The organism is Cupriavidus sp. UYPR2.512 (assembly GCF_000379565.1).
Lineage (GTDB): Bacteria > Pseudomonadota > Gammaproteobacteria > Burkholderiales > Burkholderiaceae > Cupriavidus.
The window spans coordinates 168354-186302 of record NZ_KB903151.1 but is presented as its reverse complement, the minus strand read 5'-3'; the positions used below and the strand labels follow the sequence as shown (position 1 = coordinate 186302).

The 17949-nt window shown below is 66.8% G+C and carries 20 protein-coding genes; 9 read left to right on the top strand and 11 right to left on the bottom strand.

Annotation, left to right across the window (positions count from 1 at the left end; genetic code table 11):
• Positions 1-27: 27 nt before the first annotated feature.
• The 5 genes from A3A5_RS0125375 to uvrB form a co-directional block, all read right to left on the bottom strand.
• Complete coding sequence (locus A3A5_RS0125375) at positions 28-516, bottom strand: low molecular weight protein-tyrosine-phosphatase (RefSeq protein WP_018313289.1); 489 nt, start codon at positions 514-516, stop codon at positions 28-30.
• Between the two features lie 92 nt (positions 517-608).
• Complete coding sequence (locus tag A3A5_RS0125370) at positions 609-851, bottom strand: hypothetical protein (RefSeq protein ID WP_018313288.1); 243 nt, start codon at positions 849-851, stop codon at positions 609-611.
• A 91-nt stretch (positions 852-942) separates the two neighbouring features.
• Positions 943-1164, bottom strand: coding sequence for a hypothetical protein (locus A3A5_RS0125365; RefSeq protein ID WP_018313287.1), 222 nt, complete (start codon positions 1162-1164; stop codon positions 943-945).
• A gap of 22 nt (positions 1165-1186) precedes the next feature.
• Positions 1187-1486, bottom strand: a complete 300-nt coding sequence (locus A3A5_RS0125360; RefSeq protein ID WP_026201111.1) for a putative quinol monooxygenase — start codon at positions 1484-1486, stop codon at positions 1187-1189.
• Positions 1487-1559: 73 nt separating this feature from the next.
• Entirely contained in the window at positions 1560-3644 is a 2085-nt protein-coding gene (gene uvrB / locus A3A5_RS0125355; RefSeq protein WP_018313285.1) for an excinuclease ABC subunit UvrB, read from the bottom strand.
• A 165-nt stretch (positions 3645-3809) separates the two neighbouring features.
• Between uvrB and A3A5_RS0125350 the strand changes: the two genes are divergently transcribed.
• Positions 3810-5006, top strand: coding sequence for an amino acid aminotransferase (locus A3A5_RS0125350; RefSeq protein ID WP_010809033.1), 1197 nt, complete (start codon positions 3810-3812; stop codon positions 5004-5006).
• 314 nt (positions 5007-5320) lie between these two features.
• Positions 5321-6580, top strand: coding sequence for a polyhydroxyalkanoate depolymerase (locus A3A5_RS0125345; protein ID WP_018313283.1), 1260 nt, complete (start codon positions 5321-5323; stop codon positions 6578-6580).
• A 52-nt stretch (positions 6581-6632) separates the two neighbouring features.
• Here the strand turns inward: A3A5_RS0125345 and A3A5_RS0125340 are convergent, their stop codons facing one another.
• Positions 6633-7268, bottom strand: coding sequence for a TetR/AcrR family transcriptional regulator (locus A3A5_RS0125340; protein WP_013956107.1), 636 nt, complete (start codon positions 7266-7268; stop codon positions 6633-6635).
• Between the two features lie 293 nt (positions 7269-7561).
• Here A3A5_RS0125340 and rsxB point away from each other — a divergent pair, with 293 nt between their 5' ends.
• On the top strand, positions 7562-8371 hold the full coding sequence (rsxB, locus tag A3A5_RS0125335; protein ID WP_018313282.1) for an electron transport complex subunit RsxB: 810 nt from the start codon (positions 7562-7564) through the stop codon (positions 8369-8371).
• A complete protein-coding gene (gene nth / locus A3A5_RS0125330; protein WP_018313281.1) occupies positions 8368-9012 on the top strand; it encodes an endonuclease III in 645 nt (214 codons plus the stop codon). The genes rsxB and nth overlap by 4 nt, the downstream gene beginning before the upstream one ends.
• Positions 9013-9027: 15 nt before the next feature.
• Here nth and A3A5_RS0125325 read toward each other — a convergent pair whose 3' ends face one another.
• Complete coding sequence (locus tag A3A5_RS0125325; RefSeq protein WP_018313280.1) at positions 9028-9654, bottom strand: TetR/AcrR family transcriptional regulator; 627 nt, start codon at positions 9652-9654, stop codon at positions 9028-9030.
• An 85-nt stretch (positions 9655-9739) separates the two neighbouring features.
• Here A3A5_RS0125325 and A3A5_RS0125320 point away from each other — a divergent pair, with 85 nt between their 5' ends.
• From A3A5_RS0125320 to A3A5_RS0125310, 3 genes are read left to right on the top strand one after another with little or no spacing between them, the layout of a single operon-like run.
• Complete coding sequence (locus A3A5_RS0125320) at positions 9740-11305, top strand: NAD(P)/FAD-dependent oxidoreductase (RefSeq protein ID WP_018313279.1); 1566 nt, start codon at positions 9740-9742, stop codon at positions 11303-11305.
• The gene (locus A3A5_RS0125315; RefSeq protein WP_018313278.1) at positions 11302-12285 is read left to right on the top strand and encodes an alpha/beta fold hydrolase; all 984 of its coding nucleotides are present in this window, start codon (positions 11302-11304) and stop codon (positions 12283-12285) included. Before A3A5_RS0125320 ends, A3A5_RS0125315 begins: the two co-directional genes overlap by 4 nt.
• 17 nt (positions 12286-12302) lie before the next feature.
• Positions 12303-13028, top strand: a complete 726-nt coding sequence (locus tag A3A5_RS0125310; RefSeq protein ID WP_018313277.1) for a Coq4 family protein — start codon at positions 12303-12305, stop codon at positions 13026-13028.
• A 79-nt stretch (positions 13029-13107) separates the two neighbouring features.
• Here A3A5_RS0125310 and A3A5_RS0125305 read toward each other — a convergent pair whose 3' ends face one another.
• Both A3A5_RS0125305 and A3A5_RS0125300 read right to left on the bottom strand, forming a co-directional pair.
• Positions 13108-13695 carry a malonic semialdehyde reductase gene (locus tag A3A5_RS0125305; RefSeq protein ID WP_018313276.1) on the bottom strand — a complete coding sequence of 196 codons (588 nt, stop codon included), beginning with the start codon at positions 13693-13695 and terminating at the stop codon, positions 13108-13110.
• Positions 13696-13783: 88 nt separating this feature from the next.
• Complete coding sequence (locus A3A5_RS0125300; protein WP_018313275.1) at positions 13784-14722, bottom strand: DMT family transporter; 939 nt, start codon at positions 14720-14722, stop codon at positions 13784-13786.
• A gap of 101 nt (positions 14723-14823) precedes the next feature.
• Between A3A5_RS0125300 and A3A5_RS0125295 the strand changes: the two genes are divergently transcribed.
• Together A3A5_RS0125295 and A3A5_RS0125290 are read left to right on the top strand one after the other, a co-directional pair.
• Positions 14824-15255 (top strand): DUF1841 family protein, encoded by a 432-nt coding sequence (locus A3A5_RS0125295; protein WP_018313274.1) that lies wholly within the window; start codon positions 14824-14826, stop codon positions 15253-15255.
• A gap of 134 nt (positions 15256-15389) precedes the next feature.
• Positions 15390-16670 carry a phospholipase A gene (locus A3A5_RS0125290; protein ID WP_018313273.1) on the top strand — a complete coding sequence of 427 codons (1281 nt, stop codon included), beginning with the start codon at positions 15390-15392 and terminating at the stop codon, positions 16668-16670.
• A gap of 22 nt (positions 16671-16692) precedes the next feature.
• On the opposite strand, the gene A3A5_RS0125285 is transcribed toward A3A5_RS0125290, so the two are convergent.
• Together A3A5_RS0125285 and grpE are read right to left on the bottom strand one after the other, a co-directional pair.
• Positions 16693-17124 carry a thioredoxin family protein gene (locus tag A3A5_RS0125285; RefSeq protein ID WP_018313272.1) on the bottom strand — a complete coding sequence of 144 codons (432 nt, stop codon included), beginning with the start codon at positions 17122-17124 and terminating at the stop codon, positions 16693-16695.
• Positions 17125-17213: 89 nt separating this feature from the next.
• Positions 17214-17774, bottom strand: coding sequence for a nucleotide exchange factor GrpE (grpE, locus tag A3A5_RS0125280; RefSeq protein ID WP_018313271.1), 561 nt, complete (start codon positions 17772-17774; stop codon positions 17214-17216).
• Positions 17775-17949: the final 175 nt, after the last annotated feature.

The following is a 17949-nucleotide window of genomic DNA, read 5'->3' as shown; positions in this document are numbered from 1 at the left end:
GACAAGACGACGGAACGGGCGCCCGGGTCAGCCGGCGCTGCCTTGCAGGCGCTGGCGCAGCTCGGCCACCAGGCCGTCGCAGGCATCTTCGATGTAGTCGAGCACGCGCTCGAAGCCATCGCCTTCGCCGTAGTAGGGGTCCGGCACCTCGTCGGCATCGTGGCGGGTGGCGAAGCTCATCAGCAGGCGCAGCTTGGCGCCGGCGTCGGGGCGCAGCCGCGCCAGGCCGGCCAGGTTCTCGCGGTCCATCGCCAGGATCAGGTCGAAGCGGTCGAAGTCAGGCAGTCCGACCTTGCGCGCGCGCAGCGCGGACAGGTCATAGCCGCGCTGCAGCGCGTGGCGCTGGGTGCGGGGATCGGGAGCGCGGCCGAGGTGGTATTCATGCGTGCCAGCCGAATCCAGCTCCACCAGCGCGTCCAGCCCGGCCGCAGCCAGCTTGGCGCGCAGCACGCCCTCCGCCGTCGGGGAACGGCAGATGTTTCCCATGCAACACATCAGGATGGCGTATGTCTTCATTGGATCACGGCTAGGCGGGAGTGGAACGGCAGGCGCACCGGCGCACGGCAAGGTCGCCGGCCAGCCAGCCGCAATTCTACCCGCAGCCTCTCTCAGGCCAACTGCTTGGCCAGCCGCTCGCCGTGCGCAAACCCCGCCACTTCCGCGGCCTCGCGCGATTTGTAGTGCTCGGTGATGCGCGAGGCCTCGGTCAGCGTGCCGGCGGCGCGGATATTGGTGCCGGGGCGGCAGACGCGCACGGTGTAGGACCATTCGCTCTGTGAGCGCTGTCTGACCTGGACCTGCACCTCGTGGGTTTCATAGACCTTCTTCTTCCATTCGCCGATTTCGGCCATTGTGGTTCTCCACGGAAAATGGGGGCATACCTGGCTTGTCCACTGAATCACTGAAATTGGTCGGTGCCTGTCATGTCAATGATTCAGCGGACTAGTTGACCTCGCCGGCGTCGATCGCCCGCATGGCGCCGGCCTCCGCCAGGGCGATGGCCCCTTCGGGCGTGGGCGCGTCGCCCGCAATCGCCTCGAAGCTGGGGCCGGAAGGCTCGCCGAAGGCATCGGCGATGCGCATCTGTGCCGCAAACCCGCCGGCGGCATTCGGGATCGCGCTGACCACGACCGCATAGCCGCCGTATTCAAACTGGCGTTCCATCGTAGCTCCTTGTCGTTCGCCATCAAGGCAGCTTGGCCGCCACTACCTCCAGCTTCTGGATCGGCGGCGTTCCCATGAACAGTTCCGGCGCCCTGGCCATCAGCGCCGCCGCGACCTTGCCGCCGAGGTGCGCCTCGCGCGCCGACTCATCGGGGAAAGCATCGAAGATGCCGAACATCGACGGGCCCAGCCGCAGCGCGAACCAGGCCGTGGTGCCGGCCTCCTGCTCCACCAGAGCCTGCCCGTCGCGCAGGAACTGCTCAACCTCCTGCTCCTTGCCCGGCCTGGCTTCCAGCGGCACCCATAGTCCAAGCTTTACCATGATGCGCCTCCCCGATCAGGTGTGACGCATTTCACTATAGGCCAGCCGGAGCCGGCAACCGGCACCGCGCGTATCAGGCGGGCGGCAGCGCGCTCTCTCCGCTGGCGCCGAACACCTGCGCCTTGAGCTTGGCCAGCTGGTCGCGCACCTGCGCCGCCTGCTCGAACTCCAGGTTGCGGGCATGGTCGAGCATAAGCTTTTCCAAGCGCTTGATTTCCTTGGAGACCTGCTTCTCGCTCATGTCCTCGTAGCGGGCCTGCTCCTGCGCCGCCAGCAGCTCGGCCCTGGCATCGCTGACGCTATAGACGCCGTCGATGATGTCCTTGATGCGCTTGACCACGCCGCGCGGCGTGATGCCGTTGGCCTCGTTGAAGGCGATCTGCTTGGCGCGGCGGCGCTCGGTCTCGCCAATGGCCTTCTTCATCGACTCCGTCATGCGGTCCGCGTACAGGATGGCGGTACCGTTGACGTTGCGCGCGGCGCGGCCGATGGTCTGGATCAGCGAGCGCTCGGCGCGCAGGAAGCCTTCTTTGTCCGCATCCAGGATCGCCACCAGCGACACCTCGGGAATATCCAGGCCTTCGCGCAGCAGGTTGATGCCCACCAGCACGTCGAAGGTGCCCAGGCGCAGGTCGCGGATGATTTCCACGCGCTCGACGGTGTCGATGTCCGAGTGCAGGTAGCGCACCTTGACGCCGTTCTCGGAGAGGAACTCGGTCAGCTGCTCGGCCATGCGCTTGGTCAGCGTGGTCACCAGCACGCGTTCGCCGGCCTCGACGCGGGTGTGGATTTCGGACACCAGGTCGTCCACCTGCGTGGTCGCCGGGCGCACCATGATGATGGGATCGACCAGCCCGGTCGGACGCACCACCTGCTCCACCACCTGCCCGGCATTCTCCTGCTCGAACTGCGCCGGCGTGGCCGAGACGAACATCACCTGGCGCATCTTGCGCTCGAATTCATCGAACTTCAGCGGCCGGTTGTCCAGCGCCGAGGGCAGCCGGAAACCGTACTCCACCAGCGTGGTCTTGCGCGCGCGGTCGCCGTTGTACATGCCGTTGAGCTGGCCGATCAGCACGTGCGACTCGTCCAGGAACATCAGCGCATCCGGCGGCAGGTAGTCGACCAGCGTCGGCGGCGGCTCGCCAGGGCGCGCACCGGACAGGTGCCGCGAGTAGTTCTCGATACCCTTGCAGAAGCCCAGTTCGGACAGCATTTCCAGGTCGAAGCGGGTGCGCTGCTCCAGCCGCTGCGCCTCCACCAGCCGGTTTTCCTTGTGGAAGAATTCCAGCCGCTCGCGCAGCTCCGACTTGATCGCCTCGATCGCGCGCAGCACGGTCTCCCGCGGGGTCACATAGTGGCTCGACGGGTAGACCGTGAAGCGCGGAATTTTCTGGCGCACGCGGCCGGTCAGCGGATCGAAGAATTGGAGCGATTCGACTTCGTCGTCGAACATCTCCAGCCGCACCGCCATCTCGGCATGCTCGGCCGGAAAGATGTCGATAGTGTCGCCGCGCACGCGGAAGGTGCCGCGCTGGAAGTCGGTCTCGTTGCGGGTGTACTGCATCGCGATCAGCCGCGCGATCACATCGCGCTGGCTGATCTTGTCGCCGGCGCGCAAGGTGAGAATCATCTGGTGGTATTCGGTCGGGTTGCCGATACCATAGATCGCTGAGACGGTTGCCACGATGATCGTGTCGCGGCGCTCCAGCAGGCTCTTGGTCGCCGACAGCCGCATCTGCTCGATATGCTCGTTGATCGACGAGTCCTTCTCGATAAACAGGTCGCGCTGCGGGACGTAGGCCTCGGGCTGGTAGTAATCGTAGTAGCTGACGAAATACTCGACGGCGTTGCGCGGGAAGAATTCACGGAATTCCGCATAGAGCTGCGCCGCCAGCGTCTTGTTCGGGGCAAACACGATGGCCGGCCGCCCCATGCGTGCGATCACGTTGGCCATGGTGAAGGTCTTTCCCGAACCCGTGACGCCCAGCAGCGTCTGGAACGACAGGCCGTCGTCCACCCCCTCCACCAGCTGCCGGATGGCCTCCGGCTGGTCGCCGGCGGGCGGGAACGGCTGGTATAGCTGGAACGGGGAGCCGGGAAATGTGACGAATTTGTCTTCGTCCAGGGCCGGCGCGGCTTCGGCAAGGTTCGTCATAGGGGGCGGAATTAGGGAAATACCTCAGGAAAACGGGCGGATACGCTAGAATCTTGGGGTTGTCAGCCCCGCTTCAAGCCGAGTGAACGGGGCCTGCCAGCCCCTGCGCAGTACGGAGCATTCTACGCCTTCCGTTTTCCTACATAGCCGACCACGAGATTCCAAATGAGTTTGTTTTCTGCCGTCGAGATGGCCCCGCGCGACCCGATCCTGGGCCTCAACGAAGCCTTCAATGCCGACACCCGCCCGACCAAGGTCAACCTGGGCGTTGGCGTGTACTTCACCGACGAAGGGAAAATCCCCCTGCTGCGCGCCGTCCAGGAGGCAGAAAAGGCGCGCCTGACCACGGCCACCCCGCGTGGCTACCTGCCGATCGAAGGCATCGCCGCCTATGACCAGGCCGTGCAGACGCTGCTGTTCGGCAAGGAATCGCCGCTGATCACGGAAGGCCGCGTAGTGACGGCACAGGCACTCGGCGGCACCGGTGCGCTGAAGATCGGCGCCGACTTCCTGAAGCGCCTGTACCCGGACGCCAAGGTCGCCATCAGCGACCCGAGCTGGGAAAACCACCGCGCACTGTTCGAATCCGCCGGCTTCCCGGTGGTCAACTATGCCTACTACGACGCCCCCAGCCACGGCCTGAACTTTGCCGGCATGGTGGAATCGCTGAAGTCGTTCCCGGCCAACACCATCGTCGTGCTGCACGCCTGCTGCCACAACCCGACCGGCGTGGACCTGTCGCCCGAGCAGTGGAAGCAGGTGGTGGAACTGGTCAAGGAACGCAACCTGATCCCGTTCCTGGACATGGCCTACCAGGGCTTTGCCGACGGCATCGACCCGGACGGCGCCGCCGTGCGCCTGTTCGCGGACTCCGGCCTGCCCTTCTTCGTGTCGAGCTCGTTCTCGAAGAGCTTCTCGCTGTACGGCGAGCGCGTGGGCGCGCTGTCGATCGTCACCACCAGCAAGGAAGAAGCGCAGCGCGTGATGTCGCAGGTCAAGCGCGTGATCCGCACCAACTATTCCAACCCGCCGACGCACGGCGGCACCGTGGTCGCCACCGTGCTGAACAGCCCGGAACTGCGCGCCATGTGGGAAGAAGAACTGGCCGAGATGCGCGACCGCATCAAGCTGATGCGCCATGCGCTGGTGGACAAGCTGGCCGCCAAGGGCGTGCCGGGCGACTTCTCCTTCGTCAAGGCACAGCGCGGCATGTTCTCGTACTCGGGCCTGACCTCGGCCCAGGTGGACCGCCTGCGCAATGAGCACGGCATCTACGCCGTCGGCACCGGCCGCATCTGCGTGGCCGCGCTGAACAGCCGCAACATCGACGCTGTCGTCGATGCGATCGCAGCTGTGATGTAAAAGCCCTTTGAAATCGCCATCCCGCACCACGGTGGCGACTGGCGCAAGCGTCACAAAGCAATTGCACAAAAAGCGGCTTCGGCCGCTTTTTGCATTTGTTTACGATTTATCGGCCAATGTCATCAAGAAATCAGCCTTTTGCCTTATTGTTTTCCGCACCAATGGATGTACTTTAAGGTATATGCTGCACAGCAAGATCGTTAGCACGGTCGTTCGATTAAAGGCATAATCGGCGGCACGATCCACGGTGTATTGTCAGTACATTAGTACCTGGTAGTACGTACCTCATAGCTAGACCCCCAGGCAGAAAAGGCATGCTCTACCAATTGCATGAGTTCCAGCGCTCAATCCTGCACCCGCTGACCGCGTGGGCCCAGGCCACGGCCAAGACCTTCACCAACCCCCTCAGCCCGCTCTCGCTGGTTCCCGGCGCACCCCGCCTGGCTGCCGGCTATGAACTGTTGTACCGGCTCGGCAAGGAATACGAAAAACCGGAATTCGACATCAAGTCGGTGCGCTCCAACGGGCGCGACATCCCCATCGTCGAGCAGACCGTGCTCGAGAAGCCCTTCTGCAAGCTGGTGCGCTTCAAGCGCTATGCCGACGACCCGGAGACCATCAAGCTGCTCAAGGATGAGCCCGTGGTGCTGGTGGCCGCGCCGCTGTCGGGCCACCATGCCACGCTGCTGCGCGACACGGTGCGCACGCTGCTGCAGGACCACAAGGTCTACGTGACCGACTGGATCGACGCACGCATGGTGCCGGTGGAGAATGGCGCGTTCCACCTGTCCGACTACATCTACTACATCCAGGAATTCATCCGCCATATCGGCGCCGAGAACCTGCATGTGATCTCGGTGTGCCAGCCCACGGTACCGGTGCTGGCCGCGATCTCGCTGATGGCCTCGGCCGGCGAGAAGACGCCGCGCACCATGACCATGATGGGCGGCCCGATCGACGCCCGCAAGAGCCCCACCTCGGTCAACTCGCTGGCGACCAACAAGTCGTTCGAGTGGTTCGAGAACAACGTCATTTACACCGTGCCAGCCAACTACCCCGGCCACGGGCGCCGCGTGTACCCGGGCTTCCTGCAGCATGCCGGCTTCGTGGCGATGAACCCGGACCGCCACCTGTCGTCGCACTATGACTTCTACCTGAGCCTGGTCGAAGGCGATGCGGACGACGCCGAAGCCCACGTGCGCTTCTACGACGAATACAACGCAGTGCTCGACATGGCCGCCGAGTACTACCTCGACACCATCCGCGAGGTATTCCAGGAATTCCGCCTGGCCAACGGCACCTGGGCCATCGACGGCAATCCGGTGCGGCCGCAGGACATCAAGAGCACCGCGCTGATGACCATCGAGGGCGAGCTGGACGACATCTCCGGCGCGGGCCAGACCGCCGCGGCGCACGACCTGTGCGCTGGCATTCCGAAAGCCCGCAAGCAGCACCTGAATGCGGAACACTGCGGCCACTACGGCATCTTCTCGGGCCGGCGCTGGCGCGAGGAGATCTACCCGCAGCTGCGCGACTTTATCCGCAAGTACCATCAGGCCTCGGCCACCAAGTAAAAAAACGCCCGCGATCGCGGGCGTTTCTTCTTGCGGGTTCGGGCCGGGAGGTTCAGTGCTTCTTCAGGTAGCTGAGCAGCATTTCCGAGTGCAGCTCGGCAAAGCGCTCATGCTCCTGCTGCGAGGCCACGTCGCGACCGATCACGGCGCTGATGGTGTAGCGGTTGGACAGCACGTAGTAGCCCAGCGCGGAAATCGTCAGGTAGAACTGCGGCACGTCGATATTGTCGCGGAACACGCCTTGTTCCTGCCCGCGCCGGATCACGTCGGCCAGCACATCCACCACCGGGTTGATCAGCTGCTGCAGCTGCGCCGACTTCTTCAGGTGCCGGGCCTCGTGCAGGTTCTCGCTGTTGACCAGGCGGATGAACTCCGGATGCTCGTAATACCAGTCCCAGACGAAACGCGCCAGCGTGCGCACGCCCTGGACCGGGTCTTCGTCGACGAGGTGCAGCTGCTCCTCGTCGGCGCGGAAATTGGCGTATTGCTTCTCAAGCACCGCCAGGAAGAGGCCTTCCTTGCTGCCGTAGTAGTAGTACAGCATGCGTTCGTTGGTTTCCGCACGCCGGGCAATCTGGTCGACGCGGGCGCCGGCCAGACCCCCCTTGGCGAATTCCTCGGTGGCCGCAGCGAGGATGCGTCGGCGCGTCCCTTCCGGGTCGCGTTTGGTCTTGGGCTCAGTTGACATGGGGTGGCTGGTCGATCGTTGCGCGGATTATGGCATAGGCCGGAATGCGGCAATCCGGCGGTGCGCGCATCATCGCCGTTTCTGCCCGCCGGCGAAATCGGGGATAATCCTTGCGGAGCGATGGCGCGCAGGGTCCACAGAGACCCCGGTGCCGCAGGGTTGCTGGCCTATTGTCCGCCGCAGGGTTCGGCTGTTATGTCGCCAAACCCTCACAGCGCCCCGCAAATATCGTTCTTGACCGTTCTGATCCGGCCTTGACCCCTGTTTTGTCCCCTGATTTCCTGCCCGTAGTCGTGAATCCCGCCGTCAAGTCCCTTGCCGACCGCATCGAAGCGCTGCTGCCCCAGACCCAGTGCACCAAATGCGGCTTCAACGGCTGCCGCCCCTACGCTGAAGCCATGGCCAGCGGCGAAGCCGCCTGCAACCGCTGCCCGCCCGGCGGCGCGCAAGGGATCGCGCGCCTGGCCGCGGTGCTGGGCACCGAACCGCTGCCGCTGGACCCGGAACGCGGCAGCGAGCAGCCGCGCGCGGTGGCCCGCATCGACGAGAGCCTTTGCATCGGCTGCACGCTTTGCATCCAGGCCTGTCCGGTCGATGCGATTGCCGGCGCCGCCAAGCAGATGCATACCGTGATCCCTGACTGGTGCACCGGCTGCGACCTGTGCGTGGCGCCATGCCCGGTCGACTGCATCGACATGGTTCCGGTCACCGGTGAGCGCACCGGCTGGGCCGCGTGGTCGCAGGCGCAGGCCGATGCCGCGCACGCGCGCTACCTGGCGCGCAATGCGCGGCTGGTGCGCGAGCGCGAAGAAAACGACGCGCGCCTGGCCGCCAAGGCCGCCGCCAAGCTGGCCGCGGTGCAGGCCGAAGCGCCGGAGAACGATGCCGAGCGCGCCGCGCAGGAACGCAAGCGCGCCATCATCCAGGCCGCCATCGAACGCGCCCGGCAGAAGCAGCTGGCCGCAAAGCCGCGCAATACGGAGAACGTCTCGGCCGCGGTGCAGGCTCAGATCGACGCCGCCGAAGCACGGCGCGCGCGTGCGGGACTTGCCGAGCCTGCATCCGGCCAGAACGCCAATACCGACCCAGAAGAAAAACAATGAATGCCGCCAAGTGCCGTGCCATCTTTGAGACGCTGCGCGAAACCAACCCTGCCCCGGCCACCGAACTGGAATACAGCTCGCCGTTCGAGTTGCTGATCGCCGTGCTGTTGTCGGCGCAGGCGACCGACGTCGGCGTCAACAAGGCCACGCGGCGGCTGTTCCCGGTGGCGCATACCCCGCAGCAGATGCTGGACCTGGGCGAAGCCGGCCTCGGCGAGTACATCAAGACCATCGGGCTGTACAAGACCAAGGCGAAGCACGTGATCGAAACCTGCCGCATCCTGGTCGAGCGCCACGGCGGCAAGGTCCCGCCCGAGCGTGAAGCGCTGGAGGCCCTGCCGGGGGTGGGCCGCAAGACCGCCAACGTGGTGCTCAACACCGCGTTCGGCGAGCCCACCATCGCGGTGGACACGCATATCTTCCGGGTATCGAACCGCACCGGGCTGGCGCCGGGCAAGACCGTGCAGATCGTCGAGCAGAAACTGCTCAAGTGCGTCCCGCATGAGTTCCTGCACGATGCCCACCACTGGCTGATCCTGCATGGCCGCTACGTCTGCAAGGCCCGCAAGCCCGAGTGCTGGCACTGCGTGATCGAGCCGCTATGCGAGTTCAGGGAAAAGACGCCGGCGCCGCAGCTGTGACCCGGGCCTAGTGTCCTAGTCCGGCTGGTGCGCCAGCACCAGGGCCAGCTGTAGCGCCGTGTGCGCGACCACCTCCACATCGGGCGCGTAGCCGTGCGTGATCCAGCGCAGGGCGATGTGGACGACGCCGCCCGCCACCCCCGCCGTCAGCAACGGATCCAGCTTGCGTCCCGGCGGCAGCAGGGCTTGCGCCAGCAGCCCGCCGAATTCATCCAGCGAATCCGCCAGCGCCCCGTCGACAAGCTTGCTGACGCCGCGGATTTCCACCAGGAACACCCGCGCTGAACGCGGCTCGCGCTGCAGTGCCCCGAAATACGCCCGCAGCATGGCCAGTGCGCGTTGCTGGCCGTTGCCTCCGCCCCCCTCGCCCGCCAGGGCGAGGGTGTGCAGCAAGCGGTGGGTCACCGTTTGAAACGATGCCAGCAGCAAGGCCTCGCTGTTGGCAAACGACTCATAGAAATACCGTTCGGTCAGGCCCGCGGCCTCGCACACGGCCTTGACGGTGGCGTTCTGGTAGCCGCGCTCGCCGTAGACCTGCACGGCCGCGGCAATCAGCTGCACACGGCGTTGGGCACGTCGTTCTTCGGCTTCGGCGCCGCGGTAGCGGCGCGCGGGGGTGAGCTCGGTCGTCATGCGCGCCATTATGGCATTCCCTATTGTCAGATTACTTGCCGGATCGCTTCTGACAATCTATGTTGTCAGAAGCGCCACTCGTCCGGATTCCCCCATGACCGCCCCAAGTTCCGATGACGCAGTCCTTGATGTCCTGATCGTAGGCGCCGGCCTGTCCGGCATCGGCGCCGCGCGCCAGCTGCAAATGCGCTGCCCCGGCAAGCGCTACGCCATCCTGGAGGCGCGCGAGGCCATGGGCGGCACCTGGGACCTGTTCCGCTACCCCGGCATCCGCTCGGATTCGGACATGTACACGCTGGGCTACCGCTTCAAGCCCTGGCGCGGCGCCAAGGCCATCGCCGACGGGCCGTCGATTCGCGCCTACATCCGCGAAACCGCTGAAGAGGCCGGCATCACGTCGCATATCCGCTTCGGCCATCAGGTCGTCAGCGCGGCATGGGACAGCGGCGAAGCCTGCTGGACGGTCGAAGCCGAACGCACGGCGGACCGCAGCCGGCTGCGCCTGCGCACACGCTTGCTCTATGTGTGCGCAGGCTATTACAGCTATGCCGAGGGCCACCGGCCCGAATTTGCAGGCGAAGCGCAATTCCGCGGCAGCATGGTGCATCCGCAGTTCTGGGACGAATCGCTCGACTACGCGGGCAAGCGCGTGGTGGTGATCGGCAGCGGCGCCACGGCGGTCACGCTGGTGCCGGCCATGGCAAAAAGCGCGGCGCACGTGACGATGCTGCAGCGCTCGCCCACCTATATCGTGACGCGTCCCGGCGAAGACGCCATCGCCCGCAAGCTGCGCCGCGTGCTGCCGGAGCGGCTGGCCTACGCCGCCACGCGCTGGAAGAACGTGCTGCTGGGCATGATGTTCTTCCAGCTGGCGCGGCGCCGGCCGGACCGCGTCAGGCAGCGCCTGATCGGCATGGCGGCAGCGCAACTGGCGCCAGGCTATGACGTCGGCACCCACTTCACGCCCCGCTACAGGCCCTGGGACCAGCGCCTGTGCCTGGTGCCCGACGGCGACCTGTTCCGCGCGCTCCGCGACGGGCGCGCCTCGGTGGTGACCGACACCATCGACCGGTTCACCGAAGACGGCATCGTGCTGGCCAGCGGCAAGACGCTGGCCGCGGATGTCGTGGTGGTGGCCACGGGCCTGAAGCTGAACATGCTGGGCGACATTGCGCTCACCGTGGACGGCCACGCGCGCCGCCCCGCCGAATGCCTGGCCTACAAGGGGATGATGCTGAGCGATGTGCCCAACCTGGTGCTGGCCTTCGGGTACACCAATGCCTCGTGGACGCTCAAGGCCGACCTCACGGCCGAGTACGTGTGCCGCCTGCTGCGTCATATGGATCGCCACGCCCACCGCATCGCCGTGCCGCGCGCCCCCGCTGACGTAGAGCCGACCCCGTTCCTGGATTTCACCTCAGGCTACGTGCAGCGTGCCGCCACCGTGCTGCCCCGGCAAGGTCATCGCAAGCCATGGCGCGTGCACCAGAACTACCTGCAAGACCTGCTGACGATCCGGCACGGGCGCATCGCAGACGGCGTGTTGCAGTTCGATGTCCCGCCGCCCTCTCCCCTGGCACACCGGGCGCACCGGGACAGCCAGGACACCACGGACAACAACACGGTGCCGGCCGTTGCCGCCGGCGAGGTGCAATCATGAGCATCGTCCTGACCGTCTTGGCGGTGCTGATCGGGCTGATCCTGGTGCTGGGCGCGTCGCTGTACCTGTACACGTGGCGCACCGCCCGGCGCATCGAAGCCGCCATGCCGCCGCCCGGCCGCTTTGTCGACGTGCCCGGCGCGCGGCTGCATGTGGTGGAGCGCGGCCAGGGCCCGGCGGTGCTGCTGGTCCATGGCCTGTCCGGCCAGCTCGAGAATTTTGGCTACGGCATGATCGAGCCGCTTGCCGAGCACTTCCGCGTGATCGCCGTCGACCGGCCCGGCGCGGGCCACTCCACACGCACGCCGGGCAGCGCCGCGGACTTGCCGGCGCAGGCCGCCGCGCTCGCCGCGCTGTGCGACAAGCTTGGCCTGGAGCGTCCGCTGGTGGTGGGCCATTCGCTCGGTGGTGCGATTGCGCTGGCGCTGGCCATCCACCACCCCGAACGCGTGGGCGGGCTGGCACTGATCGCGCCGCTCACGCACCCGCCCAAGGCGATCTCGCCGGTATTCCAGGCCATGACCGTGCACAGTGCTTGGCTGCGCCGGCTGATGGCGTGGACACTGGTGGTGCCGATGTCGATACGGCGCCGCGAAGCCGTCATGGACATCGTGTTCGGCCCGGACCCGGTGCCGGACGACTTCCCGACGCGCGGAGGCGGCTTGCTGGCGCTGCGGCCCTGCCACTTCCTGGCCGCGTCCGAAGACCTGATCGGTGCCGCGCATAGCCTGCCGGCGCTGCTGCACCGCTACGGCACGCTGCGCGCGCCGGTCAGTGTCCTCTACGGCCGCGAAGACCGCATCCTGGACTTCGCCGAGCATGGCGAAGCGCTTGTCGCCAAGGTCCCGGGCGCCACGCTGACATTGGTCAGCGGCGGGCATATGCTGCCAGTGACCGCCATCGATACCAGCGTCGATTTCGTCCGCGACGCCGCCGCCCGGCTGCATGTATCCGCACCGGCCCAGGCGCAGGTCGCCTGATCCACGGAGCCCCACCCATGGCCACCCCGACCGGTTCCAACCCCTACAAGCAGGATGTCTTCACCGCGCTCAAGGCGGTTCGCAAGCTGATGGCGAATGGCAACGACACGGAGCAGGTGTTCCGCATCATGCGCGCGCTCAACGGGCCGTCCATGCCCCGCAACTTCAACCGTCTGCTGAGCACGCCCGACGGGCGGCGCATGGTCTACCAGCGCATCGAACTGGCGGAGCGTCTGTCCGATCCCGCCTACGTGGCCAGGTTCGCACCGGGCACGGTGGGCGCGGCCTATCGCGCGTTCCTGGAACAAACCGGCTACAGCGCTGACGGGCTGGCCAAGGTCTCGAACCTGGACCAGGAGCCGGTGGTCGAGGACGCCTATATGTGGTTCGGCCGGCGTACGCGCGACATCCACGACATCTGGCATGTGCTCACGGGCTACCGGGCCGATGAAAGCCTTGGCGAAGCCGCACTGGTGGCATTCAGCTATGCTCAGACCGGCGGCAAGGGCTGGGCCTTCATCGCCATCGCGGCGTCGCTGAAGAGCCTGCGCGTGAGCGGCAGCCTGGCCTTTGCGCGGGCCGTGCTGGAGGGCTACCGGCTGGGCCGCCGCGCCCGATGGCTGTTGGGCGAGGACTATGAGAAGCTGCTGCATGAACCCATCGACGCGGCCCGCGCGCGGCTTGGCATTGCCGAACCCCAGCGCTACCTGGCCTGCCATCCCGTGCAGGAGTGGACGGCCTGAAGCCGCTGCCGCGTGCCAGACAAAAAAGCGACCACGGCGGGTCGCTTTTTTGTTCTGGCACCGTTGCTGCGCAGCGCGGTCAGACGATGCGGCAGGCTTCGTCGAACGACAGGCGCGGGCCGCGCGGGAACAGCTTGTCGGCCTCACCGTAGCCCAGGTTGCACAGGAAGTTGACCTGCCATTTGCCATCGGGGAAGAAGGCTGCGTTGACCTTGTCGGCATCGAAGCCGCCCATCGGGCCGCAGTCCAGGCCCAGCGCGCGCGCCGCCAGGATGAAGTAGCCGCCTTGCAGCGAGCTGTTCACCAGTGCGTCGCGGGCGATCTTCGCGGCGTTGCCGGCATACCAGGAACGGGCATCGGCGTGCGGGAACAGCTTGGGCAGCTGGTCGTGGAAGGCGGTGTCGAAGGCGATGATGGCCGTCACCGGCGCCGAACGGGTCTTGTCGACGTTGCCGGCCGACACGCAGTCCACCAGGCGCGCCTTCTCGGCAGCGCTCTTGACGAACACGATGCGCGCCGGGCTGCTGTTGGCAGCGGTCGGGCCGAACTTCATCGCTTCATAGATCTGGTGCAGCACGGCGTCGTCTACGTGGCGGTCCTGCCACACGTTGTGCGTGCGGGCTTCGGTGAACAGCTGCGCCAGCGCGGCGTTGTCGATCTGGGACATGCGCTTCTTTCCTGTACGAGATTTGAGAGAAGGGGCGATTGTACCCAACGGTTTGTGCGCCCCACGACAGCGCCTTTGAGCAACCCGTTCAATTCCCTTGCATATCGGCGCGGGCCGGCGCCGGCGCACTGCCCCGGCGGGTCAGCCACAGCACGCCGGCCAGGATCAGCCCGCCGCCAACGGCCTGCGCCGCGCCGATATGCTCGCCCAGCAGCAGCGCGGCCAGCAGCACGGTGACTACCGGCTCCAGCGTCGACAGCATCGACGCCTGCGCCGCGCCCAGCCGCTGCAGGCCGGCGAAGAAGGTCAGGATCGCCAGCACCGTCGACAGCAGCGCGATGCCCGCCAGCGCCAGCCAGCCGCCGGCAGTGGCCGGGAACTGCGGCGGCGCGCCCGCCCCCATCCGCAGCAGGCCGACGGCACCGTAGACCAGCGCCGCCACGGTGCAGATCACCGTGGTGGTGGCGATCGGGTTGACGCCGGCGGTCACGCGCGCGCCGACGATGATATAGACCGAGTAGATCACCGCCGCCGCCAGCCCCAGCGCGATACCCAGCGGCGAGCCCTCGCCGCCGCCGACGGTCAGGCCGGCGCCTGCCGAGCACAGCACCAGCGCGACCACCGCGGCAGTGGTCAGCCGCTCCTTCAGGAAGACCGCCGCCAGGATCGTCACGAACAGCGGATACAGATACAGCAACAGCGCCACCAGGCTGGCCTGCGCATGATTGAGCGCGCTGAAGAAGCAGAACGACTGGCCGACATAGCCGATGCCGCCCATCGCCGCCAGCGCCAGCACGCGGCGCCACGGCGGCAAGGCGATGCCGCGCGTGCGCATCACCCAGGCCAGCGCAGCGGCTGCCAGCACGAAGCGCACCAGCAGCAGCCCGTAGACATCCGCGCCGGCCGCGTAGGCAAAGCGCGCGAAGATCGCCATGGCGCCAAAGGCGCTGGCCGACAGCGCGATCAGCAGCACGCCGGCCAGCTTGTCGCGGGCGTAGTCCGGGGCGGTTTGGGCGGAAGCAGTCATCGGGCGGGCAGGCAGTCGGCGATCCCGCATTCTACTTGGCGCCGCTTGCAACCACGGGGCCTCCAGCGCGGTCCGCGGCCCTCGTTTACAATGTCGCCACCATGTTTAATCCCTCACGAGAAGAAGTCCGCCGGTTCTTCTGCGATGCCTGGCAGAAGCAGCTCACAGGCGGCGTGCTGACCCCGCTGGAAGCCATCGCCGTCGACTGGATCGGCGAGCACCCCGAGTACCACGGCCTGCTGCGCGACACCGAAGGTGCGCTGTCGCAGGACTACACTCCCGAGCAAGGCCAGACCAACCCCTTCCTGCACCTGTCGATGCACCTGTCGATCTCCGAGCAGGTCTCGGTCGACCAGCCGCGCGGCATCCGCCAGGCCTATGAGGCGCTGGCGCGCCGGCTGGACTCGCCGCACGACGCGCAGCACCAGGTGATGGAATGCCTGGGCGAAATGTTGTGGCAGGCACAGCGCACCGGCCAGCCGCCCGACGGCGACCACTACGTCGATTGCGTCAAGCGCCGCGCCAACCGCTAACTCCGGTACGCCTCACGCCTCAAAGTGACGCGTACAATTCGTCACAACCCTCCGATGGGTGCGTGGTAGGCTTTGCGGGTCCGTATTTTCCCTAGCCACGTTGCCGTCACATGGCGGCGTGGTGCCCGCAAGCCATGCCCCGTATTGCCCTTCCCCGCCGGCCCGCCGGCCGCGCCGTTGCCCCGATCTGCCTGTCGCTGATGCTGGCCTGGCCGCTGGCCGGCCACGCCGGGGTGGCGCTGCTGCAGCCGCCGCGCGTGATCGACGGCAACCAGCCGCTGACGCTGACCCTGGTGGTCAGCGCCGACGACGCCACGCGCCGCTACCGGATCCCCGACACGCTCGAAGTCACCGCCTCGGGCGACCTGCAGGCGCCGTTGCGGCTGGTGCTGTGGCGCGAAGTCTCTGGCCCGGCCGTGGTCAACCTGCGCCGCGGCGAACATCGCGCGATCCGTTACACGGTGGCGCTGCCGCCGGCCCTGCGCGGCCAGGTGCGGCTGGATGCCACCGGCATCGACGCCGCGCCGGTACTGGTGACGCTGAACCGCCTGCCGCGGCCCGGCGAACCCGCCACCGCTGCAGCGCCGGTCGCCAGCAAAGCGCCGGCAGCGAACGGCACCGAGCCGGCCCACGACGCCGTCGTGCCGGTCACCCCGGTCACCACGGCGGGCGCTGCGGCACCCGCGCCGGCTGACCTGCGCGACAGCGCCCGGCTGTCATTCCACGACCCGATGTATTTCATGGTCGGCGCGCATGGCGGCGCCAACGCCAAGTTCCAGCTGAGCTTCAAGTACCGCCTGTTCGAGGGCGAGGATCCGGCGTCGAAGCGCCTGTTCGACAACCTGTACGTGGCCTACACGCAGTTTTCGCTGTGGGACCTGTCCGAGCAGTCCAAGCCGTTCCGCGACACCAACTACCGGCCCAGCCTGTTCTATTACCTGTCGGATACCGGCGTGCGCAACAACGTCATCAGCCGGCTGTCGCTGGCGGCCGGCCTGGAGCATGAATCCAATGGCCGCAGCGGCGACGAATCGCGCAGCATCAATACGGTATTCGTCAAACCGACCTTTTACTTCGGCGACCAGAACGACTGGCACTGGCGCGTCGCGCCCAAGCTCTACGCCTATGTGGAAAAGGGCGACAACCCCGACATCGCCCACTACCGCGGCTTCATGGACCTGGGCATTGCCTACGGGCGCCCGGACTCATGGGAGTTCTCCGCCACGTTGCGCAAGGGCACGCGCAAGTGGTACGGCAGCGTCGACGCCCAGCTGACCTACCCGATGGCGCGGCTGATCCCCGGCACCGCGGGCTACCTGATGGCGGGCTACTTTGTCGGCTATGGCGAGAGCCTGCTGGACTACAACCACAAGCTGCCCTGGCAGTTCCGAATCGGCTACGCGCTGTCCCGCTGAGCCCGCCGAACGGCCAGGCCGCTCAGCCGGCCAGCGGCTTGCCGCTGGCCTTGAGCCGCGCATTGGCCACCGCGGCGGCAAACTGGCCGTGGCCATGCCAGCCGGTGGCGCGGCCCAGCTTCTTGCCGTTCTGGAAGAACATGAATACCGGGATGCCATGCAGGCCAAAGCGCCGGCCCAGCCCGGGATGCGCGTAGACGTTGGCATGCAGCCAGTGCAGGTCCAGCGCGCGGACCGGTTCGGGGTTGGCCAGCATGGCCTTCTTGGCCATCTCGCAGTTGAAGCAGTCCACCCCCCAGAAGAACACGCACACCAGCGCGTCGCCGGCCCCGGCTATGGCCGCGTCGATGCTGCCGTCATCGACCTCGCGCATGCCGAATGTCTCGAAGGCGCGGCGGTCGAGGTGGGGAGCCGGGGACGACTCCGCCGAGCCAGCGCTTGGTTCAGTGGTCATGCTCGCTCCAGAATGACAAACGCCCGGGCCAGCCGGCACCGGGCGTCAGGTCGCAATCCAGGACGGCACGCCGCCGTCCCCGGGCCGCCTTACTTTGGTGCCGACACCGTCACCAGCGCCGGCCGCAGCACGCGCTCGGCAATGGTGTAGCCGCGCTGGAGCACGGTCACCACGGTATTGGGCTCCTGGTCCGCCGGCACCATCGAGATAGCCTGGTGGCGGTGCGGGTCGAATTTCTCGCCTACCGGGTTGAGTTCAACGATCTTGCCGCGCTCAAAGGCGGCGGCCAGCTGGCGCGCAGTCAGTTCAACGCCTTCGCGCAGCTTGGCGATATCGCCCGAGCCGTCGGCCAGCGCGGCCTGCAGGCTGTCCATCACCGGCAGCAGATTGTCGGCGAAGTTCTCGATGGCGAACTTGTGCGCCTTGGCGACATCGTCCTGCGCCCGGCGGCGGATGTTCTCGCCTTCGGCAACGGCGCGCATATACAGGTCGTAATGCTCGCGCGCCTTGGCTTCCAGGGCGGCCAGCTGGGCCGCCACGTCGTCCACGGCAGCGGTTTCCGGCGCACCGGTTTCCGGGCTGGCGTTGGCGGCCTCATCGCCCGCGGGCGTAGGCGTCTGGGTGGTTGGCGTCTGCTTCTGTTCTTCCATGTCGATCCGTATCAATGCATTGTCGCGGCCCGCCGTGGGCCTGGCCGCGGGTGGTAAATCGGCGCGTGTTCCGTGCAGGTGGTGGCAAGGCGCAGGTTTTCAAGAGTGGCGCTGGCGTGACGCGGAAACACACGGTTACAAAGGCCAGGCATATGCAATCGACGCCTTATTGCTT